Origin of the sequence: Winogradskyella marina, from assembly GCF_015645385.1 — a bacterium.
Lineage (GTDB): Bacteria > Bacteroidota > Bacteroidia > Flavobacteriales > Flavobacteriaceae > Winogradskyella > Winogradskyella marina.
The window spans coordinates 15411-39875 of record NZ_JADOET010000008.1 but is presented as its reverse complement, the minus strand read 5'-3'; the positions used below and the strand labels follow the sequence as shown (position 1 = coordinate 39875).

At 34.1% G+C, this 24465-nt stretch carries 20 protein-coding genes and 2 tRNA genes; 5 read left to right on the top strand and 17 right to left on the bottom strand.

Annotated elements, in window-relative coordinates; genetic code table 11:
* Positions 1 to 103: 103 nt before the first annotated feature.
* Together ITJ86_RS10430 and ITJ86_RS10425 are read left to right on the top strand one after the other, a co-directional pair.
* Positions 104 to 994 carry a DnaJ C-terminal domain-containing protein gene (locus ITJ86_RS10430; RefSeq protein ID WP_195871585.1) on the top strand — a complete coding sequence of 297 codons (891 nt, stop codon included), beginning with the start codon at positions 104 to 106 and terminating at the stop codon, positions 992 to 994.
* Positions 995 to 1105: 111 nt separating this feature from the next.
* The gene (locus ITJ86_RS10425) at positions 1106 to 1402 is read left to right on the top strand and encodes a chaperone modulator CbpM (RefSeq protein ID WP_195871584.1); all 297 of its coding nucleotides are present in this window, start codon (positions 1106 to 1108) and stop codon (positions 1400 to 1402) included.
* Between the two features lie 6 nt (positions 1403 to 1408).
* Here ITJ86_RS10425 and ITJ86_RS10420 read toward each other — a convergent pair whose 3' ends face one another.
* From ITJ86_RS10420 to porU, 7 genes are all read right to left on the bottom strand, one after another.
* Positions 1409 to 2092: an SDR family NAD(P)-dependent oxidoreductase gene (locus ITJ86_RS10420; RefSeq protein ID WP_195871583.1), complete on the bottom strand. Its 684-nt coding sequence runs from the start codon at positions 2090 to 2092 to the stop codon at positions 1409 to 1411.
* A complete protein-coding gene (locus ITJ86_RS10415; RefSeq protein WP_195871582.1) occupies positions 2085 to 3068 on the bottom strand; it encodes a M28 family metallopeptidase in 984 nt (327 codons plus the stop codon). The genes ITJ86_RS10420 and ITJ86_RS10415 overlap by 8 nt, the downstream gene beginning before the upstream one ends.
* Positions 3069 to 3183: 115 nt before the next feature.
* A complete protein-coding gene (locus ITJ86_RS10410) occupies positions 3184 to 4812 on the bottom strand; it encodes a pyruvate dehydrogenase complex dihydrolipoamide acetyltransferase (RefSeq protein WP_195871581.1) in 1629 nt (542 codons plus the stop codon).
* 3 nt (positions 4813 to 4815) lie between these two features.
* Complete coding sequence (pdhA, locus tag ITJ86_RS10405; protein ID WP_195871580.1) at positions 4816 to 5817, bottom strand: pyruvate dehydrogenase (acetyl-transferring) E1 component subunit alpha; 1002 nt, start codon at positions 5815 to 5817, stop codon at positions 4816 to 4818.
* Positions 5818 to 5935: 118 nt separating this feature from the next.
* Positions 5936 to 6418 carry a cytidine deaminase gene (locus ITJ86_RS10400; RefSeq protein WP_195871579.1) on the bottom strand — a complete coding sequence of 161 codons (483 nt, stop codon included), beginning with the start codon at positions 6416 to 6418 and terminating at the stop codon, positions 5936 to 5938.
* A gap of 81 nt (positions 6419 to 6499) precedes the next feature.
* Positions 6500 to 7753: a type IX secretion system outer membrane channel protein PorV gene (gene porV, locus ITJ86_RS10395; protein ID WP_195871578.1), complete on the bottom strand. Its 1254-nt coding sequence runs from the start codon at positions 7751 to 7753 to the stop codon at positions 6500 to 6502.
* A 64-nt stretch (positions 7754 to 7817) separates the two neighbouring features.
* Complete coding sequence (gene porU, locus ITJ86_RS10390; protein WP_195871577.1) at positions 7818 to 11681, bottom strand: type IX secretion system sortase PorU; 3864 nt, start codon at positions 11679 to 11681, stop codon at positions 7818 to 7820.
* A 325-nt stretch (positions 11682 to 12006) separates the two neighbouring features.
* Between porU and gldJ the strand changes: the two genes are divergently transcribed.
* The 3 genes from gldJ (at position 12007) to ITJ86_RS10375 (ending at position 15993) form a co-directional block, all read left to right on the top strand.
* Complete coding sequence (gene gldJ, locus ITJ86_RS10385) at positions 12007 to 13686, top strand: gliding motility lipoprotein GldJ (RefSeq protein WP_195871576.1); 1680 nt, start codon at positions 12007 to 12009, stop codon at positions 13684 to 13686.
* Positions 13687 to 13842: 156 nt separating this feature from the next.
* Positions 13843 to 15123 carry a UDP-N-acetylmuramoyl-tripeptide--D-alanyl-D-alanine ligase gene (locus ITJ86_RS10380; protein ID WP_195871575.1) on the top strand — a complete coding sequence of 427 codons (1281 nt, stop codon included), beginning with the start codon at positions 13843 to 13845 and terminating at the stop codon, positions 15121 to 15123.
* 123 nt (positions 15124 to 15246) lie between these two features.
* The gene (locus tag ITJ86_RS10375) at positions 15247 to 15993 is read left to right on the top strand and encodes a phosphatase PAP2 family protein (protein WP_230080275.1); all 747 of its coding nucleotides are present in this window, start codon (positions 15247 to 15249) and stop codon (positions 15991 to 15993) included.
* A 123-nt stretch (positions 15994 to 16116) separates the two neighbouring features.
* Here the strand turns inward: ITJ86_RS10375 and ITJ86_RS10370 are convergent, their stop codons facing one another.
* From ITJ86_RS10370 to ITJ86_RS10325, 10 genes are all read right to left on the bottom strand, one after another.
* Positions 16117 to 16515, bottom strand: a complete 399-nt coding sequence (locus tag ITJ86_RS10370; protein ID WP_195871574.1) for a VOC family protein — start codon at positions 16513 to 16515, stop codon at positions 16117 to 16119.
* Positions 16516 to 16963: 448 nt separating this feature from the next.
* Positions 16964 to 17038, bottom strand: a tRNA-Val gene (locus ITJ86_RS10365).
* 167 nt (positions 17039 to 17205) lie between these two features.
* Positions 17206 to 17280: transfer RNA gene (locus ITJ86_RS10360), tRNA-Val, on the bottom strand.
* A 63-nt stretch (positions 17281 to 17343) separates the two neighbouring features.
* The gene (locus tag ITJ86_RS10355) at positions 17344 to 18561 is read right to left on the bottom strand and encodes a bifunctional folylpolyglutamate synthase/dihydrofolate synthase (RefSeq protein WP_195871573.1); all 1218 of its coding nucleotides are present in this window, start codon (positions 18559 to 18561) and stop codon (positions 17344 to 17346) included.
* Position 18562: 1 nt separating this feature from the next.
* Complete coding sequence (locus ITJ86_RS10350) at positions 18563 to 19459, bottom strand: energy transducer TonB (protein ID WP_195871572.1); 897 nt, start codon at positions 19457 to 19459, stop codon at positions 18563 to 18565.
* A 56-nt stretch (positions 19460 to 19515) separates the two neighbouring features.
* Entirely contained in the window at positions 19516 to 19908 is a 393-nt protein-coding gene (locus ITJ86_RS10345) for an ExbD/TolR family protein (protein WP_195871571.1), read from the bottom strand.
* Between the two features lies 1 nt (position 19909).
* Positions 19910 to 20605, bottom strand: coding sequence for a MotA/TolQ/ExbB proton channel family protein (locus ITJ86_RS10340; protein WP_195871570.1), 696 nt, complete (start codon positions 20603 to 20605; stop codon positions 19910 to 19912).
* 66 nt (positions 20606 to 20671) lie between these two features.
* The gene (gene nhaD / locus ITJ86_RS10335; RefSeq protein ID WP_195871569.1) at positions 20672 to 22066 is read right to left on the bottom strand and encodes a sodium:proton antiporter NhaD; all 1395 of its coding nucleotides are present in this window, start codon (positions 22064 to 22066) and stop codon (positions 20672 to 20674) included.
* Positions 22067 to 22091: 25 nt separating this feature from the next.
* Positions 22092 to 23318, bottom strand: coding sequence for a Glu/Leu/Phe/Val dehydrogenase dimerization domain-containing protein (locus tag ITJ86_RS10330; protein WP_195871718.1), 1227 nt, complete (start codon positions 23316 to 23318; stop codon positions 22092 to 22094).
* 68 nt (positions 23319 to 23386) lie between these two features.
* Positions 23387 to 24454, bottom strand: a complete 1068-nt coding sequence (locus ITJ86_RS10325; RefSeq protein ID WP_195871568.1) for an anhydro-N-acetylmuramic acid kinase — start codon at positions 24452 to 24454, stop codon at positions 23387 to 23389.
* Positions 24455 to 24465 lie beyond the last annotated feature (11 nt).

The window sequence follows — 24465 nt, the reverse complement described above, 5'->3', positions numbered from 1 at the left end:
AATTGATACCTCAAACTACTTATTACATTATTCTTAACAGACAAACCTTGAAGTTGGTCTAAAAAAATAGTAACTTAGCTAGGCACTATATAATGCAAAAATTATGGCATTTATTGACTATTATAAAATACTTGGTGTAGATAAAAATGCTACCAAAGCCGATATAAAAAAAGCTTATCGAAAGCTGGCGAGAAAACACCATCCAGATTTAAATCCCAACGACAAAGACGCTGAGTTAAAATTTAAGCAGGTTAATGAAGCCAACGAGGTTTTAAGCAACGACGAGAACCGAAAAAAATACGATAAATACGGAGAAAATTGGCAGCATGGTGAAGCTTATGAGCAAGCTGAAAAACAGCAACGCCAATCTCAGCAACATTATCAACGTTCATCAGGCGCTCAAGATTTTGGAGATGGTGATTATTCTGATTTTTTTGAATCCATGTTTGGCGGTGGTTTTGGTCAACGAAATGCTAATGTAAAATTCCGAGGCCAAGATTTTAATGCCCAACTTCAATTAGACCTTAAAGATGTTTATACGACTGAAAAACGAGTCTTGACTGTTAATGATAAAAATATTCGGTTAACGATTCCTGCAGGAGTTAGTAATGGTCAGGTCATTAAAATAAAGGGCAAAGGTGGTGAAGGAGTTAATGGAGGCCCTAATGGAGACCTATTGATTGAGTTCAGCATCAATAATACGACTAATTTTAAGCGCGATGGAGCTCACCTCTACAAGGATGTCCATTTAGATTTATACAAAGCAGTTTTAGGTGGAGATATTACTATAGACACATTTGATGGCAAAGTAAAGTTGAACTTAAAACCTTTAACCCAAAATGGAACTCAAGTAAAATTAAAAGGCAAAGGCTTTCCTGTATATAAAAAAGACGGACAGTTTGGTGATTTATACATTACATACACCATTGAATTACCAAAAAAACTATCTGATAGAGAAAAGGAACTTTTTGAAGAACTCGCAAAATTACAATAGTTATGACTAAAGCTTGCTAATAATTTTATCACACAAGAAAATGATAATAGCGAGCAACATGTATCATAAAAAATCATACTTGCCATCGTGGTAAGCAATAAATTTTAACACATGAAAGACACACAGTTTATACCATTACCAAGTTTATGCACGCACTACAAAATTGAAATGTCTTTTTTTGATGGCTTAAGCGAATACGGACTTATTGAATTCATTTCAGTTGAAAAAACCTATTGCATTCACCAAGATAAAATGGCAGATGTAGAAAAAATGATTCGCTTGCACCAAGATCTTCAACTTAATTTTGAAGGTATTGATGCGGTTTTTAATCTGTTGGAAAAAATTGATTATTTAAAATCGGAATTAACAACAACTAAGAATAAATTAAAGCGTTTTGAAGAAAATTAATTTTACTTACGGAGTAGAATTAGAAACCTGTAACACCTTTCCGTTGTAATATCTATTTCCTGTTAATGCAAAATCTTGAATGTACTTTGCCATTTCTATAGCCGTTGTTGGCGCTTTATAGCCTGGAAATGCTTCTTCTAACATTTCAGTTTGCACAGCTCCCAATGCTAATACATTAAATTGTGGACCTGTTTCTTTATATTCTTCTGCTAATAATTCTGTCATTGTAATTACAGCTCCTTTACTAGAACTGTACGCTGACAATCCCGGAAATTTCATACTACCTTGTATGCCTCCCATTGAGCTTATAGTCACAACATGGCTATCACTTTTCATAAATGGTAAAACCGTTCTGGTTAATTCAGAAACCCCAAAGACATTGGTTCTATACACGTTTTCAAAATCGCGAAACGTTGTTTCTGAAAACGGTTTATTGATAATAGCTCCAGCATTGTTGATTAAAATATCAACGTGTTTCCATTCACTTTTAATGAAATGTGCTACTTTTTGATAATCGTCCTCATTACATAAATCGAATGCAAATGACGAGATATTATCAAAATGAAGATTAGAGATTGGTTTTGCGTTTCGAGATAAAGCCAAAACATTATGTCCTTGATTCGCTAATAAATGAACCAATTCAAAGCCAATACCACGACTTGTTCCTGTAACTATTATATTTTTACTCATTTTTTAAAACAGCTTCTTTTAATACAACTTCTTTTGTTGGCGCATTCATCATACCTTCTAAGGCAGGAATCATTTTATTTATAAAATTCACCATGTGTTCGTAATCCATTTTATCGGCTTCATCGTCTACATGATGATAATAATCGAAATTTGTAAAGTCGAAAGTTGAAATAGCATGTGCTGGCATATTCAATTCTTTAAAGAAAGGAAAGTTATCTGACCTCATAAATAAATTCATTTGTTGCGCTCCTGGAAAAAAACCAACCACTTCTTCGCCTGCATATCCATTTAAAGTCTCAGCAAAATTAGACCGTTTGTAACCACTCATATATGCCATAACCTCAGTGGAGTCTCTAGGCACACCAATCATTTCAAAATTAATCATAGTGTAAGCGTTTATAGCTTCGCTTTTTAAGCGTGCTGCTAAATGCGCTGCTCCCTTTAATCCCTTTTCTTCCGCATCATATAACGTAATTAAAATACTGCGTTTATTTGTTTTTGTTTTGGCAAAATAAGCTCCCAATTCCATAGCCGCAATAGTTCCAGAAGCATCATCATTTGCACCATTAGCAATGGAATCTCCTTCCACAACTTTTCCTTTACCTATATGATCATAATGACCTCCAAGAATAACAAATTCATTCTTTAGTTTAGGGTCGTTTCCCTCAACCACTCCAACAATATTATAAGCGTCTATATCATTTAGTTTAAAAGAATCGCGATAGGTTTTAAAATATGGAGTAATAGCATTAGCTTTTAAATAATCTTCAATAAATACAGCTGCTTTTTCAAGACCTTCACTTCCCGCTTCTCGACCACCTAACTCGTCTGAAGCTAAATACTCCATACTTGTTTTAATGGCTTCCTGTGAAATTGTAGGTTTAGCATTCTCACCATCTTTTCCATCTTTAGCTTTCATATTAAAAGCGCATGAACAAACTAACCCTATTAAGACTATTGAAAGAATTTTTTTCATTCCTATTTTATTTTAGTGTTTAAATATAAAAAATCCTGATTCGAAACCCGATAGTTATCGGGACAAATCAGGATTATATGATTTAGATTCTTCGCTACGCTCAGAATGACATTTTTTAAACCAACATTGTCACAGGGTTTTCAATATAACCTTTTAAGGTTTGAAGGAATTGTGCTCCCGTTGCTCCATCTACAGTTCTGTGATCGCAAGCCAAACATAGTTGCATCGTATTACCAACTACAATCTGTCCGTTTTTAACCACTGGTTTTTCAACAATATTTCCAACAGATAAAATAGCTGAGTTAGGTTGATTAATAATTGATGTAAAACTATCAATACCAAACATCCCTAAATTAGAAACTGTAAACGTACTACCTTCCATTTCATCTAAAGCCAATTTCTTGTTTCTTGCTTTACCAGCAAATTCTCTAACAGCTGCACCAATTTGTGGTAAACTTTGCTCGTTTGCAAATTTAACCACAGGCACTAATAAACCATCTGGTACTGCAACTGCCACACCAATATGAACATGGTTGTTTAACTGCATTCTATCATCGAACCATTGCGAATTTACTTGAGGATGCTGCTTTAAAGCTAAAGCACATGCCTTTACAATGATATCGTTATATGAAATCTTAGTGTCTGGAATTGAGTTATATTGTGTTCTAAATGCTATTGCATTTTCCATATCAAACTCCACATTTAAATAATAATGTGGTGCAGTAAATTTAGATTTAGCCAGATTTTTAGCAATCGCTTTACGCATGTTTGAATTTGGTACTTCATCAAAATCTTCTTGACCCGTTGGCACAAATTTACCAACTGATGCTCCTTGAGCAGCAGGTGTAAAGTTTTCGATATCTTTCTTTACGATTCTTCCGTTTTCACCAGTACCTTTAACTTGATTTAAATTAACACCTTTCTCGTCAGCCATTTTTTTAGCTAATGGAGAAGCAAAAATTCTTGAAGAATTTGAGCTCGAAGTTGAAGTTGAAGCTTTTGGAGCTTCTTTCTTTTCTTCTACTTTTTTAGGCTCAGCCTTTGGTGCCTCCTTTTTAGGAGCTGGTTTTTCTTCTTTTTTAGCGTCACCATTACCTGCCTTAAAGTTTTTTACTATGTCTGAAACATCTGTACCTTTTGGACCAATAATAGCCAATAAAGAATCTACTTTTGCAGATTCCCCTTCATTTAAACCAATATGTAATAAGTTACCAGATTGGAATGATTCAAATTCCATAGTGGCCTTATCTGTTTCAATCTCAGCAAGGATATCTCCTTCTTCAACCTCATCACCTACTTTCTTTAACCAAGTTGCTACAGTACCTTCTTCCATGGTATCACTTAGGCGAGGCATGGTCACAACAGTAACACCTTCTGGTAATTCTACGTCACTAGTTGACTCAGAATCGACATCTGAAATATCTTTTGATTCATCTTTACTTTCTGGAGCTTCATCAGATTTTTCAACTTCAGAACTTCCGTTTAAATAACTAGAAATATCTTCTCCTTCGTCTCCAATAATAGCTAAAAGCGTGTCTACTTTTGCAGTTTCTCCTTCTTGAATACCAATATGTAATAGCGTTCCTTCGTTAAAAGACTCGAACTCCATGGTTGCCTTATCGGTTTCTATTTCAGCTAAAATATCACCTTCTTCAACTTTGTCACCAACTTTTTTTAACCAAGAGGCAACTGTTCCTTCTTCCATGGTGTCGCTCAAACGCGGCATATTTATTACTTCTGCCATAGTTTACTTTATTTTGTGGTCTATAAATGGGTAATCTTCTTGTTCATATACAACATCGTACATCACATTCTTATCAGGGTATGGAGATTCGTCTGCGAATTTCTCACATTCTGAAACGCGTTTCTTAACATCTTTGTCAATCGCTTTTAAATCTGCTTCAGTTGCATATTCTTTTTCAAGAATAATATCTTTTACTTGTGTTATTGGGTCAATTTTCTTGTACTCAGCAACCTCATCTTTTGTTCTGTAGTGCTGTGCATCAGACATTGAATGCCCTCTATAACGGTAGGTTTTTACTTCTAAAAATGAAGGTCCTCCGCCTTTTCTTGCTCGTTGAATAGCTTCATCAAACGCTTCTGCTACTTTGATAGGGTTCATACCATCTACTGGTCCTGAAGGCATATCGTAACCCAAACCAAGTTTCCATATTTCAGTATGATTTGCTGTACGCGCTACTGAAGTTCCCATGGCATAACCGTTGTTTTCACAAACAAATACTACAGGTAAATTCCAAAGCATTGCTAAGTTAAAGGTTTCGTGTAACGACCCTTGTCTTGCCGCACCATCTCCAAAACAACAAATAGTAACAGCATCTTTATCGTGGTATTTATCACCAAATGCAATACCTGCACCTAAAGGAATCTGACCTCCAACAATACCATGACCTCCATAAAAACGGAATTCTTTTGAAAAAATGTGCATCGATCCTCCTAAACCTTGTGAGGTTCCCGTTGCCTTTCCGTATAATTCTGCCATAACGCGTTTAGGATCTACTCCCATTCCAATAGGCTGAACGTGATTACGGTATGCCGTTATCATTTTGTCCTTTGTTAAATCCATGGCATGTAAAGCACCTGCTAATACAGCTTCTTGGCCATTGTACAAGTGAAGGAATCCTCGAACTTTTTGTTGGATGTAAACAGCGGCAAGCTTGTCTTCAAACTTTCGCCAGAACATCATATCCTCATACCACTTTAGGTAAACTTCTTTGGTTATTTTTTGCATTTCTTGATGAGTTCTTTATAATAATATAGAATAACAAAAATAACACTTTAGTCAATAAAGAAGAAACAGTATCTGATAAAAAAAATAAACGATTACTGATTTTATTGCAACAAAAACCTTATAATACTGAGCTTTCAAAAAGAAGTGGCAATAAATTGGCAAGTGAGTTAGATTTTACCACCTTACCTTGGGCTCCCATGAAGTAAATTTCTATAGGTTGATCTTGTTTTATTTCGTATTCCGCTATAGATTGTCTACATGCTCCACATGGAGGAATAGGTTTATCTGTTACTTGATGTTGTGAGGAAGCGGTTATTGCCATTTTTAGAATTTTGGCTTTGGGATATTTTGAGCCTGCATAATAAATAGCTGTACGTTCTGCACATAAGCCTGAAGGAAAACAAGCGTTTTCTTGATTACTTCCAATGACCTCAATACTATTATCGAGTAAAATAGCAGCTCCTACTTTAAATTTTGAGTAAGGTGCGTACGCATTTTCTCTAGCTTCTATAGCCGTATTCATTAAATTTTGAATAGCCTTAGGAAGCTCGTTCATATCATCATAGACCTGTAATGTAGTTTCAATCTTGACTTCCTTCATAGTTTATTGTTTATTTTAGACAAAAAAACTATTGCTTTAATAAACAATAGTTTTTTTGATATTTAAATATAATAATACATTTTAATATTCATTGTATTCACCATCTCCAAAATTAAAGGTTAGTGAAAAACGTAAGGTGTTTTCTAATGGACTTTGAATTTTAGACGCTGAAAACAAATATGATAAATCTACATTTATAGTGGTGTACTTAAATCCTGCTCCAAGTGCAAAAAACTTACGTGCCCCTTTATCATCTGCTTCATTAAAATATCCTGTTCTGAAAGAAAAATTTTCTTGATAAGTGTATTCTGCACTCAATGCCCAAGTAAATTCTCTTAACTCTTCACTAAAACCACCTGGTGCATCACCAAACGACTGAAATACTCCATTAAGAAAACTAACATCAGGATCTTGACCTTCTAAAATTATATCTCTATTAATTGGATTGCCTGGAAAACCGACTAAATCATCTTCGCTCTCTTCATATGTTCCGTTTCCATTATTATCTGTAAATTCATATTCATTACCATAAATAGGAGGTGTTGGCACTAAATACTTAGAAACTTCAGCTGTAACAGCTAACGTACTGTATTGATCGAAGATAAAATCGAAACCTGCACCTAATCTTAAATTTGTTGGTTGAAACACATCGTTACCAGCATCATCGTACTTAAATTTTGGTCCTAAATTCTGAATTGCAAAACCTGCTCTCCAACGCCCATTAAAATCATTATACGCTTCTTCTTCACTTTGATAATACCCTGTAATATCCGCACCAAATGTGCTACCTGCTTGTGCATTATCATCTACCTGCCCTATTCGTAAGGCAGACCTCATATAACGCATAGCTACAGCCATAGAGAACTGATTGCCTAATCGTAAGGTGTAAGCACCATCAATAGCATATTCATTTGGCTTTACGGCAGTACCTGGATCACTTGCATCTTGCGTTAGTACTATTTCACCTAATGAAAAGTATTTAAGCCCAAGAGAAAATGCGCTAACATCATTTATTCTATTAAAATAGGTAACATAACTTAAGGAAATGTCATTCACCAATCGTGTTAAATACGGTGTATAACTTAAACTTACTCCTTGCTTCGTTTCAGAAAACACATATTTTGCTGGATTATATTGTTGCGAAAAGCCATCTACTGATGTTGCGACTCCCATATCTCCTAAAGAAGCAGATCTCGCATCTGGTGCAATAAGCATAAAAGGTAAGCCTGTTGTTATAACTCTGCTATCAAAGTCATTTGGTAAAACTACTGTTGTCTGACCATAAGTAGATCCTATTGTCACAAGTGCGATAAGGGTTAAAATATGTTTTTTCATGTTCAATTTTTGAAAACTAATACCTCTTTAATAGTATTAATTAGTTAGCAAATATAAATTATTATTATAGTATGACAAGTTTTTGAATTTTTTCAACTTGTTTATTTAAACGATTAGATTTCACTTTTAGTTTATAGACATAGACTCCTTTTCCAATTTTATCACCAAAATCGTCTCTTCCATCCCAAACAACACTTCTAGATAATGAGGTAGAACCTTTATTACAACACTCATCTGCACTTGTTGTTCCATTTAAAGTTCTTACCAATTTTCCTGAAACAGTAAATATCTGTACTGAAATGTCTAAAGGTTCTGAACTATTGTGATTAAACCAGAACTCTGTATAATTCACAAAAGGATTTGGGTAATTTAAGACATTGTTTACGACTAACTCTTCATCTTTATCAAAAACAACAAACTGAATTTCTGCTGTCGACGAATTATTATAAACATCCCAAGTCTTTAAGGTTAAAGTATGCATTCCAGGTTCTAAATCTCTAAATGGATAAGACACTGTACCATTAGTATAGTCATCTACATCTGCTTGATAATAGTTATTTAAAACTATTGGGTTGGTTTCATTTCCATCAATAATAGCAGTAATATCATGACCAATTCCACTTGCTGTATTTATGCCGTTATCATCTTGAAGCTTTGCTAATAAAATAGGAGATTCATTTGTAATACCTCCTGAAACAAAGTTTTCGTCATTCATATATAAATTAATGACTGGCCCTATATTATCTTCTGGTGCATCCTCATTAATACCACCAATTTTAATATCGAAATTTGCACCTGCTTGATTTGAAAGCGGGTTTTCTGTTTGCGCATAAAAACTCACCTTACCATTGCCAACAGGAATACCAATATCTTTTGGCACTATAAAATCGAATTCAAAGAGTCCATTCACTACACTAGCCTGTCCTTTAAATATAACCTCGCCTAAAGTTGAAAAGTCCATAACAATAAGTTCTCCACTAGCATCTGTAACACCATCATTAGCTAATGTTTGGCGTGCAATATCCTTATCGAAAACTGTTGCAGTTAGCGTACCATTATAATTAGACATTAAATTACCATTTGCATCAATAACTTCGCCTGCTAATTTTGTATAACTTAAAGCTTCTAGAACATCCGTGGATTGTGCAACTTCTACATCATTTATTTTAGTTAACCTAATATCTGGTTCGGCAAAAGTTAATTTCATTGCAGGATCACCAATATAAAACACTAATCGTTTTTGACTTGAGCCCGCTATACTATTATCTGATTTTGTTAATCGTAAAGCTTCTGCCACAGATACGTTTTCGTAACCTTCGAATGCAAATAAATAGTCATCCAATACTTTATTAAGAGACTCTCCAACAGACACAATTATTTGACGTGTTGTTGTTACCAGCGCAATTGCACCACCATTGGTGTTCCAAAACGTATATTCACCTGCAGTTTTTCGATTAGGGTCATCGAATTTGGTGTATTCACAAGTTACTGTGATAAACAAATTATACTTGCAAATATTATTAATATCCTGAGAATCTATTTTATCGAAAATTCGTTCTTTCGCAATGCCATCTTCACCTCCATGACCAAAATAATTAACCACCAAAGCTCCTACCTCGATGGCATCCTTTATAGCATCATTAACTTTTGGGTATCTATTTCCTGCTGCTGAGGATTCTTGCTCAAATGCATCTGAATGAATCTTTACAACATTTAAAAATGATTTTTCTTCGTTTAAAGTTGTTCCTAAATTATCTGTAGTTACTTGTAGTCTATTCTCCCAAGCTTCATCAACATCATCAGAAATCAGTAATATATTATTTCTCCAACTACCATAAGATTCGGGTTGGTAATAGGTATTCACTTTATCCACCAATTCTTTAGCGCGCTGCAAATCGTCTGCTAAAATTCTACCAACAGCAATATCCATTCGATCTGAACCAGCCATACCGCCTTCATTATCATCTAACATGGCATAGAAATCGTCTGAAACAAAAGAGCTTGTTAGACTAAAACTATTATTAGTGTACCATGAAGGCACTAAGTTAGTGTTGTTTCTAATTCTATTTTTATAATCATAAGAACCATCGCCAAATAAACAAAGGTACTTTAACCGATTACTTGGCGAACTCGCATTGTCGTAAACGTACTTAATAAAATTACGCAGTGCAGCAATATCTTGGCTTCCTGTACTAAATTCATTGTAAATCGTTTGTATATCTACAACCTTCACTTTGAGGTTATATTGATCTCTATTAATTTGCGCTAGTCGTTCTGCTTGTGTTAAAAATTGAGAAGGCGACAAAATGATATAATCAATATCTTCAAACTGACCTTGTGCATTGGTAAAAATTGTGCCTTTCAAATTTTGATTCGCCACTGTAGTCCTAGAATCCGTTTTAGGCACAAATACGTTAGCGTTAGAAAATGCTAAATACATTCGTTCCTCTCCAGATTGCGCCTTAAAAGACAAAGTGCTTTCATTACCTGAATTTACTATAGTACTCACATTAAAGCGATCAGTTATATCCCAAATTTCTTTAACGTTTGTGGTATTATTAACATTGTACTGTGCGATTCCTGGCGTGGTAATAACCTCTTTATTTTTAAAAACTAACTGTTCCCCTTCATATCTTAAATTTCGAGTAGCTTCAATATTAATATAATCTAAAAAGGCATTTGCCGATGGATTTCCGCTATTGTTATAATCGAATTCTACTGTAATTAAATCTGAAGTAATATTCTGTTGTTGGTTATATGTTGAGGCAGTTGCTAAAACCGAACCTGGATTAATAGCACCTAATCCCATATTTGTAACCTGATTACCATTAATTGTAATATTCATATTTGTTGGCACTTCTGAAACAGAACCTACAGCTATGTTAAAATCTACAGGCACAGTAGTAACTAAGTTAGGGAATTCAAACTCATAAGACCGTTGATTTTCAATATCAAAATCATCACCAAACCAACGACGCCCTAATTTGGCAAGGTTATACTCATCTACTTCATAAAACTGATAATCCTGAAACGTATCAATTTCAATATCAGCCGCAGCATTAATAGTTGGCATATTTTGGATACGCTTCCCATTTCCTGAGCTAATATTTAAGTAGTAATAGGTTTTATCTGTATATAAGTTTAAATTGGTGTTACTTTCTTCACTATACGTTTTAGGACCTTCACCATAAAAAAGGATATAATCTGAATTATCAAAGCTTCCATCTTCTTCACCGACGAATTTTATGGCATTTTCTACCACATCAAAAGGATAATTCTCAGAATTTTCCAATGGTAACATACGACCACCATTACCATAAATTTTAATGGTTCTAGGATCAATAGAGTTGGTATTAACTCCTAAGTTATTTATAAAACTCTTAGATAGTTTAAAGACACCTGAGTCTTCTATATAAAACCGAAACCATTGCCCAGTGCTTAAAACTGAATTTGTAATTTCAGTTACACCCATTGTACTATACGTTCGACTAGATAATACACTATAGCTAACAGTAAATGTTTTTATCTTCTTATAAACACCTCTATCCTTTATAATAGGACTTATTTCAAAATAATGGCTATATTTTCCTCTCGCATTCGTGTTAAACAACTTATACTTAGGTGCATTTGGAATAAGTTCCGGGTTTAAACCCTTTAAGTCATTGGAAGAAATGGTCTCGTAAGAAATATTTGAAACTGCAACAGAGCTTTCGTCAATTTGACCTCCATTACTATCCCATTGTGCAAAAAAGCTTAATCCGTTACTTGGATCATAGTTAAAATGGTTCTCATCAAAAGTTGGAACTTCAATTTTACTATAGCCCGTTTCTAAAACTTTATAACCATCCCAATTAATATTAAATTGTTTTTGCTGCCCAAAAGAAAGCATCGTAAGTAATAGAAAAGAGATTAAATAGCAATTTTTCATTGGTTCTTTTTCGATTTTAGTCTCAATTAGAATAACAAGCAGTACGACTATTATAATATATGCTTATATTTCACTAATAGAATAACGATGATTAAAGGACGTTATTATGACTACACAATTTTAATTTCAAAAATACAACAATAAATCATTTCTCGGCTCGTTATTAAAGGGCAAAATACATCGATAAATTGAAAAATATCCGATGTTCTGTATAAAAAAAAGGATGAAATGCACAATTTTTTATATTTAGTTGAAAAAAAAAGTTGTTAGTTTACCTTTAATTGTTATATTGCGACTCTAAAATTAAACGAGCTTACTTAAACGTATGGATATGAAACATGTCTCAAACCTAAAATTTTTAATAGCAGTAACGCTTTGCGCTTCGATTGTAAGTTGCAACCGTTCTTCTAATTCTGGCAACGTAGATAGTGCCACAGGCTGGAAAATCAACGATAGACAAGGTGGTTTTCAGTACAACACTCAATTTAAAGAGCAGGAAACTCCTCCAGGAACGGCTTTCGTTGAAGGTGGAACCTTTACTATGGGTAAAGTACAAGATGACCCAATGCACGATTGGAACAATACTCCAAATCAACAGCATATACAGTCCTTCTATATGGATGAAACTGAAGTTACCAATGTAAACTATTTGTTTTATTTAGATTATTTAAAAAATGTATACCCACCAGACGATCCTAACTATGCTTTAATATATAAAGGAGCACTTCCTGATACATTAGTATGGAGAAATCGTTTAGGTTATAACGAAATGATGACAGAAAACTATTTACGTCATCCTGGTTATGCAGATTATCCTGTAGTTGGTGTTAGTTGGATTCAAGCCGTTGAATACGCTAATTGGAGAACTGACCGTGTTGCAGAATTATCATTACAAGAAGCTGGATACATAAAAAGAGATGCACAATATACAGACGTTAGTGCAGAAAGTACATTTAGTACAGACACCTATATTAATGCTCCATCACAAACCTACGGTGGAAACGCAGAAGTATTAGAAGGCGGACAACGTAGACAACAAGTTGATGCAGACGGAAACCCTATTAATGTTTATGCAAATAGAGAATCTGGGTTAATTCCTGTAAAATACAGACTACCAACCGAAGCTGAGTGGGAATACGCTGCTTTAGGTATGAGTGAATTACGCCAATATAATGTTTATAGAGGCCGTAAAAAATACCCTTGGGATGGTCAATATACTAGATCTGGTAGACGTGTAAACCGAGGAGATCAATTAGCTAACTTTAAGCAAGGTAAAGGTGATTATGGTGGAATTGCAGGTTGGTCTGACGATGGCGCTGATATTACCGCAGAAGTAAGAACATACGAACCTAATGATTACGGCTTATATGATATGGCTGGTAATGTTGCCGAATGGGTTGCTGATGTTTACAGACCTATTGTAGATGATGAATTTAATGACTTTAACTACTATAGAGGTAATGTATATTCTAAAAACGCAATTAACGAAGATGGTACGGTGAAAATTGTAACTATTGACGAAATTGTTTACGATACTTTATCTAATGGTAGAATTATCGCTAGAGATTTACCAGGAGAAATTGCAACAGTTCCTATTGATGAAGAAGAAACATATTTAAGAACTAACTTCAGTCAAAGTGACAACAGAAACTTTAGAGATGGTGACAAACGTTCTTCTCGTTATTACAGAGAAAGTTTTGACGAAACAGAAGGAGGTAAAAGCTCTACTAGTAAAATGTACAATTCTCCAAAGCACTCTGTAGTAGTAGATTCTACTGACGGAACAATGATTAGAGAATATGACCAATCTAGCAGCAGAACATCATTGATTAACGATGAAGTAAGAGTTTATAAAGGTGGATCATGGAGAGATAGAGCGTACTGGATTGACCCAGCACAACGTCGCTACTTCCCACAAGATATGGCAACAGACTATATTGGTTTTAGATGTGCCGTTTCTAGAGTAGGTTCTAAAAGTGCTAACGCTGGAAAAAGACGTAACTAAATAATCGTTTAATAATATTTTAAAAAGTCCTGATATATTTATCAGGACTTTTTTTTATTTTAGATCTACTTAACACAAATCTTTAAAGTATTATCTTTAAAAGACCATTCCATTAAGAAAAGCATATAAAAGCTAATACGTACAATAAAAACACGCATGAATTCAGAAGAATTATATCAAAAATTTAAAACCTGTTCGAGCATATCAACAGACACCAGGAAACTACAACAAGATTGTATGTACTTTGCCCTTAAAGGTGATAATTTTGATGGTAATAAATTTGTATCTAAAGCTTTTGATGCAGGAGCTAAATTTTGTGTTGTAGATAACAAAGCTGCTGTAATAAATAACAGTTGCATCTATGTCAAAGACGTATTAGTTACTTTACAACACCTAGCGACATACCATAGAAATGTAATTAAGATTCCTATTATATCTCTAACAGGTAGTAATGGTAAAACCACTACAAAGGAACTCATTAATGCAGTTTTAGCTACAACCCACAAAGTAAAAGCAACAATTGGAAACCTCAACAACCATATTGGTGTTCCGTTAACCCTATTGAGGTTTACAGATGACTTAGACTTTGGAATTGTTGAAATGGGAGCTAATCACCAAAAAGAGATAGAGTTTTTATGCGGTATTGCACAACCAGACTATGGTCTCATCACTAATTTTGGCAAAGCACATTTAGAAGGTTTTGGCAGTGTTGAAGGCGTTGTTAAGGCCAAATCAGAATTATATGATTATATAACACAAAACGACAAAACAGCTTTTGTAAATACAGATGATGAGAAGCAAGTACAGCAAATTGGCACATATAGTAAGACGGTCACTTTTGGGAGTAATCTAAATAACGATTGCACGATAACTTTTAAGAGTGCCAATCCTTATGTAACTTTATCATATAATGACACACATATTGAAAGTCAACTCATTGGTGACTACAACTATGGAAATATAGCAGTGGCTATAGCCATTGGACAGCAATTTAATGTAACTACAGAAAACATTAAACGCGCTATTACAAGTTATCAGCCAGACAATAACCGGTCTGAGATTATTAAAAAGGAATCTACTACAATTATCCTCGATGCTTATAACGCAAATCCGACAAGCATGTTGGCCGCACTTAAAAATATAAAACAGTTAAATGCTGAAAATAAACACCTATTTCTAGGAGATATGTTTGAATTAGGAACAGAATCGGAAACGGAACATCAGGCCATTGTAGATTTTATTGAGTCTAATTTTAACAAGAACGTTTATATTATAGGAAAGCACTTTTACAAAACGATTACAAAAGATTCTACTCATAAATTCAAAAGTTTTGAAGACTTAAAACCACATTTAAAAACACTAGGGCTTAACAACACGACTGTTTTAATTAAAGGCTCGCGTGGTATGGCTTTAGAACGAATTTTGGATTACATTTAATAGACGGATAGCGTTTGGTATATTTTAATTGAAAAAACATTCATTGATATCATCAACTATGAAATAATTATATAGCCAATTTCCTAATATAAAGTCTGATTTTTAGACATACCACTGATACAAATGCGATTTTACGAAACCATGCAAAATGCAATTAAGATAATCATTAACAAACTTAAACAGCTCGTCTCTAAATTATTTAAGAGACATGATCCCCAAATACCTTATATTATAATTGCTATCATTGCCATATTGATCGTCATTGTTGGCATGTATTCTTTTGTTGAATTAACAAAAAACTTAAAGTCTACAACCTTAGCCCAATTCGACACAACTGTTACGGACTATATACTCACTCACAGAACCCCTACACTCACCAATTATTTTATATTTATTACTGATATTGGAGATGTTTATGGCTACCTATTTGTGTTTACATTGTGTAGTTTGGCATTTATATTAATTTTAAAGAAGTGGCAATATGCAGTGCAGCTTATCATCGTAATTATTTTAGCATTAAGCTCTAATATTATTCTAAAAAAAATAATAAACAGATCTAGACCAGAACTAGAACATTTAGTCACAATAGAATCCTTAAGTTATCCTAGTGGCCATGCCATGACAGCTATGGCGTTTTATGGTTTTTTAATCTATCTGTTTTATCATTTTAAAATGAATTTAATTATAAAACTGCCAATCATCTTGATTTTTATGTTTTTAATCGCTAGCATAGGAATCAGTAGAATTTATCTTGGTGTACACTTTCCTTCAGACATTATTGGAGGTTTTATAGCTGGTATTATTTGGGTTGTTTTATGCGCCCTTATATTTAATCTTTTTGAAATCTACAAAAAATCGTCTAAGCCTTAACCCAGGTTTATTTAGGTTAAAAACTAATTAACTTTAAACCACAAGATTTAAGATATAGCTGTATTATAAAAAACCATTTGAAGATATTTCAAATGTTTTTTTTGAGTTCTAAGGACGTATTTATTATTGATTGTGATTGACCATCCAGTCAATACCAAACTTATCTGTACAGCGACCAAAATAACCCCATTCTCTTTCGCGATAGTTATGATGAACCTTACCTCCTTCTGATAAGGATTCAAAAAGGGTTTTCCCTTCGTTGTTATCAGAGGCTTCAATACTCATGTGACATTGATTTCCGCTATTAAGTGGAGTATCTGGTGAGGCATCATAAGCCATAAAATGTATATTTTTTCCTTTCAATTCAGCATGCTGTAATTTATTGGCATACGATGAAGGAACATCTATTTTCTTATCTTCATAAGTCTGACGATTAACAATTTTAGCATCAAATAAATCACCATAAAACTTTAGTGCTTCTTGACAGTTTCCTTTAAAGGATAAATAGGCTTGTATTTTCATGATATTAGATTTTAATTAAACAAATTGTGAATCTTAAGATATTTAAAACCGTAATGAACCATTAGCTGATTTCATAATTTCTATTGCTCATTCACTGAAAAACCGCATCATGAAGAGGTATTACAAATTAATACTTTGATGGACTAACTAGGTTGTTCCTGATTAATCCCACGCCTGTAAATAGAAAATCCTAAATCGCAAAAAAGCGATTTCTATTTTTTACGTACATAAAACACCTTCAAATCTATGATTTGGGTGTTTTATAAGTAAGTACTTTAATGGATTAACTGCGTTGTTCCAGATAAAAACCACTACTGCAAATAGAAAATCCTAAATCGCAAAAAAGCGATTTCTATTTTTTACGTACATAAAACACCTTCAAATCTATGATTTGGGTGTTTTATATACGTAAAAAATCCGCACTTACGTACGGATTTTCTGCTTGATGTGGGTCATACTGGATTCGAACCAGTGACTTCCACGTTGTCGACGTGACACTCTGAACCAACTGAGTTAATGACCCTTTATATTGTAATCAAATTTAGGGCTTATTTCAGCCTAAATAAATATTGGGATGCGCTACTGCACATCTTGAAATTTTTGTTTAAAAAAAGACTAAAGGTTAATCTCATACTATTTTTTAAAACAAAAATTCCGATTTGAAATATCAAATCGGAATTGAAATTGATGTGGGCGCGAAGGGATTCGAACCCCTGACCCCTTGGGTGTAAACCAAGTGCTCTGAACCAACTGAGCTACGCGCCCTATTATTTGGACTGCAAATATAGTCTAGTTTTTAATATCTCAAAACATTTTTTTATAAAAATTTTAAATTATTTCTGCGACCACAAAAGAACTACCACCAACATAAATTAAATCTTGTTTATTAGCCTTTGATTTTGCGCTAGTTAAAGCATCAGCCACGCTATTATGTGTACTCCCGAGTAACTGATTTATTTTAAATTTATTTTTTAAAATTTCTGCATCTAGACCTCTTTGCACATTTGGTTTGCAAAAATAATAGGTGGCATCAATAGGAAGTAAGGGAATTATGGTGTCTAAATCTTTGTCATTAACAACACCAAAAACGATATGAAGTTGATTGAAAGACTCTTGTTTTAATTGATTCATAGCATAAGTTAACCCTTCTTTATTATGTGCTGTATCACATACAATTTTTGGTGCCGTTCCTAATAGTTGCCACCGACCTTTTAAACCCGTGTTTTTAGTTACATGCAAAAGCCCGTTTTTTAAAGCCGCTTCAGAAATTTTAAATCGTAATGTTCTTAAAACATGGACCGACTGTACTACAGTTTTTTTATTATGAATTTGGTACGCTCCTTTTAAATCACTGTCAGGAGTTATATCTATAATCTGATCAGCAAAATAGATCTCTGATTGGGTTTGTTCTGCTTTTGTTTTAAAAACAGTTTCAGTCTCAGCTTGTGTTTCACCAATAACAATAGGCATATGTTCTTTAATGATTCCGGCTTTCTCTACGGCTATCTTTTCTAAGGTATCACCTAATATTTGCGTATGATCGAAACCAATATTAGTGATTATGGATAATTCTGGAGTAATAATATTTGTAGAATCTAATCGACCACCTAATCCAACTTCAATAATAGCAATATCAACCTTCTGCTTCGCAAAATAATCAAAAGCCATACCTACTGTCATTTCAAAGAATGATAAATTATTCGCCTCGAAAAATGTTTTATTTCCTTTAATAAAATCAATAACAGTTTGCTCACTAATGACCTTACCATTTATACGAATGCGTTCTCTAAAATCTTTTAAATGTGGAGACGTATATAAACCGACTTTATAACCAGCTTCTTGCAGAATAGACGCAAGCATATGGCTTGTAGATCCTTTACCATTTGTACCACCAACATGAATAGACCTGAAACCGTCTTCAGGATGGTTTAAATGCTTCGCTAATTTAATTGTATTTGTTAAATCCTTTTTAAAAGCTGAGTTGCCTTTATTTTGATACATTGGAAGTTGTTGAAACATCCAATTCACAGTATCTTGATAATTCATTCTATTGACCTACATCAAAGTTAATACTAACAAAACCAATTTGCCTTTCTGGCGCATCAGGATCTGCAGGCCACTTATGTGACATGGCTATTTTTTTTGCAGGTTCTAATAAACAAGGGTGCGTATTGGTTGATTGCTTAATACCAGGATCTGCCTTTATTACTTTGCCCTGTCTGTTTACTTCGATTCGAACAACAACCAAACCATATTCATTGCAGTTTTGCCTATAAATTTCCTTTGATGGTATACCTCTACCTCCTAATCCATAGCCTACACCACCTTTTCCAGGGCCAGAACCACCAAAATAACTTGGTGCATAAGGATTTCCATCTAATTGTCCTTTATTCCCACCTTGACTATCTGGTCCTTCACCTCCATCAGTATTGCCTTCTGCATTTTTTACCCCTCCAATAAGATTATCGAGTTGTTTCTTTTTTTCTGCTTCCTCTTGGCGTTTCTTTTCTTCAGCTTCACGCTTTTCACGTTCAATTTTTTCTGCTGCTGCTTTCGCCTCGGCTTCAGCTTTCGCTTCTGCTGCCTTTAATTTGGCCTCAGCTTCTTTTTGTTTTTTAATGGCAATGGCTTCAGCATTATCTTGCGTCATTACCTCTTCTGCCTTTGTTGCTTCCGCAGCAGGTGCAACTTGGGCTTCTTCAGGCTGAACTTCTTCAACCACATCTTCTTCTACAACTTTATCTTCAACCGCTTGCTTAGGTTCACTTAATGGTTTGTTCCCACTTCCAAAATCTGTAGTTCCAAAGTTGACAGCCACACCATATTCTTCAGGTGGATCCATATATTGAGGGCCAACAACAAACAATAGCAAAAGCAGTATCAAAGCAATGAGTACTGTGATTTTTGCTGAATTACGTTCGTGTTTGGTCTCTAAATATTTCATTTGTTTTATATAAACTTATGAGATTCTTTTATCGTTGGTTTCAAAAATGATACCATTTATTTCGGCTGTACTGCCAAAATTACTTTAAACTTATTACGGTTTGCGATATCCATAACCTTCACTACATTTTCTACAGGAACAGATTTTTCTGCTCTTAATACTATTGTAGGTGATTCTTGTGAAGACATTACAGATATTAATTGTGTTTCTAAAACACTTTCTCCTACACGTTTCTGGTCAATATAATAGGTCAAGTCTTTTTTGATACTAACGGCAATTGACTTTTTGTTTTCTGTTTTACCACTTGCTTTTGGTAAAAGAATATCAATAGCATTTGTAGTCACTAAAGTTGACGCAATCATAAAAAAGATTAATAACAAGAAGACAATATCGGTCATAGACGCCATATTGAATTCTGGTGTTACTTTATTTCGTCCTCTAATGTTCATATTAGATAGGTTCGTTTAGGTGATCTAAAAATTCAACAGAGTTTGCTTCCATTTGGTAAACAACTTTGTTAGTTTTAACTACAATATGATTGTAAGCAACATAAGCAATAATACCAACTATTAGTCCACCTACAGTTGTTGTCATGGCTGTATATAAACCACTCGCCAACACATCCATTTGAATGGTTCCGCCAGCATTTGCCAATTCGAAAATTGAAATAATCATACCAACTACAGTTCCTAAGAAACCAATCATTGGTGCGACTCCAGAAATAGTTGCTAAAACACTAACATTCTTTTCTAAGCTATAGACTTCTAATCGACCTGCGTTTTCTATTGCGGTATTGATATCTTCTAAAGGTTTTCCTATTCTAGTGATTCCTTTTGCAATTAACCGAGATACTGGTGAGTTTTGCTGAGCACATAACATTTGAGCAGAATCTACTTTACCATTACTAACATGGTCTTTAATTTGATTCATAAAGTTTGAATCGACCTTAGACGCTGCTTTAATGGCGAAAATACGCTCGAAATAAATAAATGTAGCTACAATTAAAAGTAGGAATAAGATGATTATAATCACCATTCCTGATGTTCCTCCACTTGTAATTAATTCTATTATGGATAAAGTCTTTTCTACTGATTCTCCATCAGCTAAAGTCTCTACTTCATCTTGAATAGCACTTAATGATATCATATTCTAAAAATTGAAATTATTTTTAACTATTTGTATAACGTCTTATTTTTAACAAAAGTATGCAATTTAAAATATAGTTCTGGTAAACATAAAGACTACGGCTCCTGATAAAAACCCTAACAGGGCTAACCATGATATTTTTTTCAAATACCAGAAGAAATCTATTTTTTCCATTCCCATAGCAACGACACCTGCTGCAGAACCTATTATTAACATGCTACCTCCTGTTCCTGCCGAATAAGCGATAAAATGCCACAGCTCATTATCCGTTGGCTCCGTGAACATTCCTAAACTTGCCGCAACGAGTGGCACATTATCAATAACCGCAGAACCAACACCGAGTAATAATACAACTAAATCGGAAATTCCTTCGTGATGTAACTCTGTACCTAACATTGGCATGGTATCTTGAAGTGTACCTGCAAAACCAAATAAAATACCCAAGGATTCAAGTGCTGCTACAGCCATTAAAATTCCTAAGAAAAACAATATACTTGGCAATTCTATTTTTGATAATGAATAATGCACAGGACTGTGGTGAGCACTAGCGTCACTTTCTGCAGAATCGTGATTAGATATGCTAAATTTTGAGTTACTATATATTTCTGCAAAAATAGCAACAACAGCCAAAGCCAACATCATACCTACATAAGGTGGTAAATGTGTTAGGGTTTTAAAAACAGGAACAGACACAATACCTCCAAGTCCTAAATACAACATTGTAGCACTAAATTTACTTTTGGGCCTGTCTGTTTTGTTCTGAGTTGTTTCAATATTTCCTTTAAAAGCGGGTAATAACGACGCTACAAATGTTGGCACTACCATACAAACTAATGATGGTAAAAATAAATACACAAACAAATGTCCTGTAGTTACTTTTTCACCTATCCAGAGCATCGTAGTGGTGACATCTCCAATTGGCGACCAAGCTCCACCTGCATTCGCTGCAATAATAATTAAACCTGCATACCAAATTCGAGTATTTTTATTGTTTATTATTTTTTGCAAAATTGATATCAATACAATGGTTGCGGTAAGGTTGTCAATTATAGCAGAAAGAAAAAATGCTAAGAAGCCAAATATCCAAAGAATTTTCTTTTTACTTTTTGTTTTTATAAAGCCTTTAATCGTTGAAAACCCATCAAAATAATCAATGATTTCAACAATAGTCATAGCTCCTATTAAGAACACTAATATTTCGGATGTTTTACCTAAATGATGGAGTAATGTTTCTTCCATCATGTGCATTTTCTCGTCTTTCGGAAGTAAACCAAACGTATCTATTAAACTATGCTTTGCCGAATCAAACCATTGCGAAAAATCATTAATTCCAAATGATATTAAAGCCCAACTGACAGCCATCATCACTAAGGCTGGAATTAATTTATCTATTTTTAGATTGTGTTCTAAGGTAATGGCCAAATAACCAATAACAAACACCAGTATTATTACTGTTTCCATATTTTAATTATAACCATCTAAATAATTAGATTAGTTGTCTAAGCGCGATCTCAAAAGCAGTTTCGCTAATATTTGTTTGTTTCGGATTATTTTTATGTACTTCTTTCAAAGCTTTTCTGATGACTTTAGAGGTGTCTTTAAAAATAGCCTCGTCTGTCATTTGCACTTTACGCTCCATAAAGTAAGCAAAAACTCTCGCCATGCCACAGTTTGAAATAAAGTCTGGAATTAAACTAATTTTTTGATCTGTGTACTCCATTATTGGCCCAAAGAATATTTCTTTGTCAGCAAAAGGGACGTTAGCACCACAAGTTATAACTTCTAAACCTGTGTTTATCATTTCATCTATTTGACCCTGAGTAACTAATCTTGACGCTGCACAAGGAGCAAAAACCTCCGCTTGTAACGACCAAATTTGTTTATTAATATCTTTAAATGGTATGAGATTTTCAGCAACTAATGTGTTACCATTTTTTGCAAGGTATAAGTCATTAATTTCGCTAAAGGAAAACCCTTCTTCATTAATTAATCCTCCATCTCTATCAATAATACCTACAATTTTAGCTCCCATTTGAGCAAAATAAAAGGCTGCTGCTGCTCCTACATTTCCAAAACCTTGAACTATAACACGTTTTCCTTTTATGGAGTCGCCTTTAATATCATAAAAATGTTTTGCAGCTATAGCAACACCAAAGCCAGTGATCATATCTGCGACGGTGTATTTTTTATGAACCCCTGGAGAGTATTTTGGGTTTTCAATTACTTTAATTACACCATGTCTTAACTGACCAATCCTGTTAATTTTATCTGCTTGCGTGGGTTTAAAATGCCCTTCAAAAACACCTTCTTGTGGATGCCAAACACCACTTTGTTCAGTAATAGGAATGACTTCATGAATTTCATCGACATTTAAATCCCCTCCTGTTCCGTAGTAACTTTTAAGTAGTGGAGATACGGCAGCATACCAACGTTGTAATACGCCTTTTTTTCTCGGGTCTTGTGGATCGAAATTAATTCCAGATTTTGCTCCACCAATTGCTGGTCCAGATACCGTGAACTTCACCTCCATTGTTTTGGCAAGTGAAAGCACTTCGTTTTTATCTAAGCCTTTGCGCATACGTGTTCCACCACCTGCTGCACCTCCTCTTAATGAGTTGATAACCGTCCAACCCTCAGCTTCAGTTTCTGAGTCATTCCAATGAAATACAATTTCCGGATCCTTGTTTTCGAACTTGTGAAGTAATTCTTTTATCAATTTAAATCGCTTTAATTAATGGTCACAAATATAAAAAACAATCGATGTGAAAAGCTTATTTAAATTTAATTTTTCGGAATTAATAGTTTTCCAGAAGAGTGGTTTTGTTTTGCTCCAGTTACACTCTTTAAGCAATTAACCTCATTCCTTTCTTTTAACACTCCTAGTAATCCAAAAATTAATGCTTCCTTAAACTCTACAATGTCGTTTTTAGGAATTATTATCTGAGATTTTGAAAACCTCTGAATTTTATGCATTAAAAACTCATTGAAAACACCACCTCCTGTCACCAAAACTTTAGAACCTTGTTCTTGCAACACTTTTGAAATCTGAATAGCAATGTGCTCTATAAAGGTTCTTAAAATATCATGTGTTTGAAGATTAAAATCATCAATTAATGGAAATACATTGCGGTCAACCCACTCTAAGCCTAAAGATTTTGGAGGTGTTTTATTATAAAACGGAAGTTCATTTAATTGACATAATAAATCTTCATTAAGCCTTCCTGTTGAGGCCAATTCACCTTTATCATCATAATCAAATCCTAGTTTTGAAACATAATGATTTAAAACAATATTTACGGGACAAATATCATACGCGATTCTTTCGTTTTTAGATTCGAAAGAAATATTAGCAAAACCACCTAAATTAAGACAATAGTCGTAATCATTAAATAACATACGATCTCCAATTGGCACTAACGGAGCACCTTGACCTCCATAGTCCACATCCTGAACTCTAAAGTCGCAAATTACTTTTTTGTTCAGCATATCAGACAACACTTGTTGATTTCCAATCTGATAAGTTAAGCCTTCGTCTGGTCGGTGTAAAGCTGTATGACCATGCGAAGCAATAAAATCTAAATCCTTTATATGGTGTGTTTCTATAAATTGTACAATTACCTTAGCTAGATATTGAGAATACTCCAAATCAATAGCTTTTAAGTGTTCCATGGATTGCGTTACCAAGCTGCTTAATTGGGTTTTCCAATACAGTGGATACGTCATAGTTTCCGCATTATGAATTTTAAAATCCCAAGTATCATCTACTCCGAAAGTCGCATAAATAAGATCTATGCCGTCTAATGAAGTTCCGGACATTACTCCAATAATATTATAAGTCATTTTTGCCATAAAAAGTAAAA

Coding starts and splice junctions, on each gene's coding strand:
- porV (WP_195871578.1), bottom strand. CDS start 7,753: ATGAAAAAACATATTTTAACCCTTATCGCACTTGTGACAATAGGATCT.
- gldJ (WP_195871576.1), top strand. CDS start 12,007: ATGGATATGAAACATGTCTCAAACCTAAAATTTTTAATAGCAGTAACG.
- ITJ86_RS10430 (WP_195871585.1), top strand. CDS start 104: ATGGCATTTATTGACTATTATAAAATACTTGGTGTAGATAAAAATGCT.
- ITJ86_RS10355 (WP_195871573.1), bottom strand. CDS start 18,561: ATGAATTATCAAGATACTGTGAATTGGATGTTTCAACAACTTCCAATG.
- ITJ86_RS10400 (WP_195871579.1), bottom strand. CDS start 6,418: ATGAAGGAAGTCAAGATTGAAACTACATTACAGGTCTATGATGATATG.
- ITJ86_RS10380 (WP_195871575.1), top strand. CDS start 13,843: ATGAATTCAGAAGAATTATATCAAAAATTTAAAACCTGTTCGAGCATA.
- ITJ86_RS10410 (WP_195871581.1), bottom strand. CDS start 4,812: ATGGCAGAAGTAATAAATATGCCGCGTTTGAGCGACACCATGGAAGAA.
- nhaD (WP_195871569.1), bottom strand. CDS start 22,066: ATGGAAACAGTAATAATACTGGTGTTTGTTATTGGTTATTTGGCCATT.
- ITJ86_RS10325 (WP_195871568.1), bottom strand. CDS start 24,454: ATGGCAAAAATGACTTATAATATTATTGGAGTAATGTCCGGAACTTCA.
- ITJ86_RS10350 (WP_195871572.1), bottom strand. CDS start 19,459: ATGAAATATTTAGAGACCAAACACGAACGTAATTCAGCAAAAATCACA.
- pdhA (WP_195871580.1), bottom strand. CDS start 5,817: ATGCAAAAAATAACCAAAGAAGTTTACCTAAAGTGGTATGAGGATATG.
- ITJ86_RS10415 (WP_195871582.1), bottom strand. CDS start 3,068: ATGAAAAAAATTCTTTCAATAGTCTTAATAGGGTTAGTTTGTTCATGC.
- porU (WP_195871577.1), bottom strand. CDS start 11,681: ATGAAAAATTGCTATTTAATCTCTTTTCTATTACTTACGATGCTTTCT.
- ITJ86_RS10375 (WP_230080275.1), top strand. CDS start 15,247: ATGCGATTTTACGAAACCATGCAAAATGCAATTAAGATAATCATTAAC.
- ITJ86_RS10345 (WP_195871571.1), bottom strand. CDS start 19,908: ATGAACATTAGAGGACGAAATAAAGTAACACCAGAATTCAATATGGCG.
- ITJ86_RS10340 (WP_195871570.1), bottom strand. CDS start 20,605: ATGATATCATTAAGTGCTATTCAAGATGAAGTAGAGACTTTAGCTGAT.
- ITJ86_RS10370 (WP_195871574.1), bottom strand. CDS start 16,515: ATGAAAATACAAGCCTATTTATCCTTTAAAGGAAACTGTCAAGAAGCA.
- ITJ86_RS10420 (WP_195871583.1), bottom strand. CDS start 2,092: ATGAGTAAAAATATAATAGTTACAGGAACAAGTCGTGGTATTGGCTTT.
- ITJ86_RS10425 (WP_195871584.1), top strand. CDS start 1,106: ATGAAAGACACACAGTTTATACCATTACCAAGTTTATGCACGCACTAC.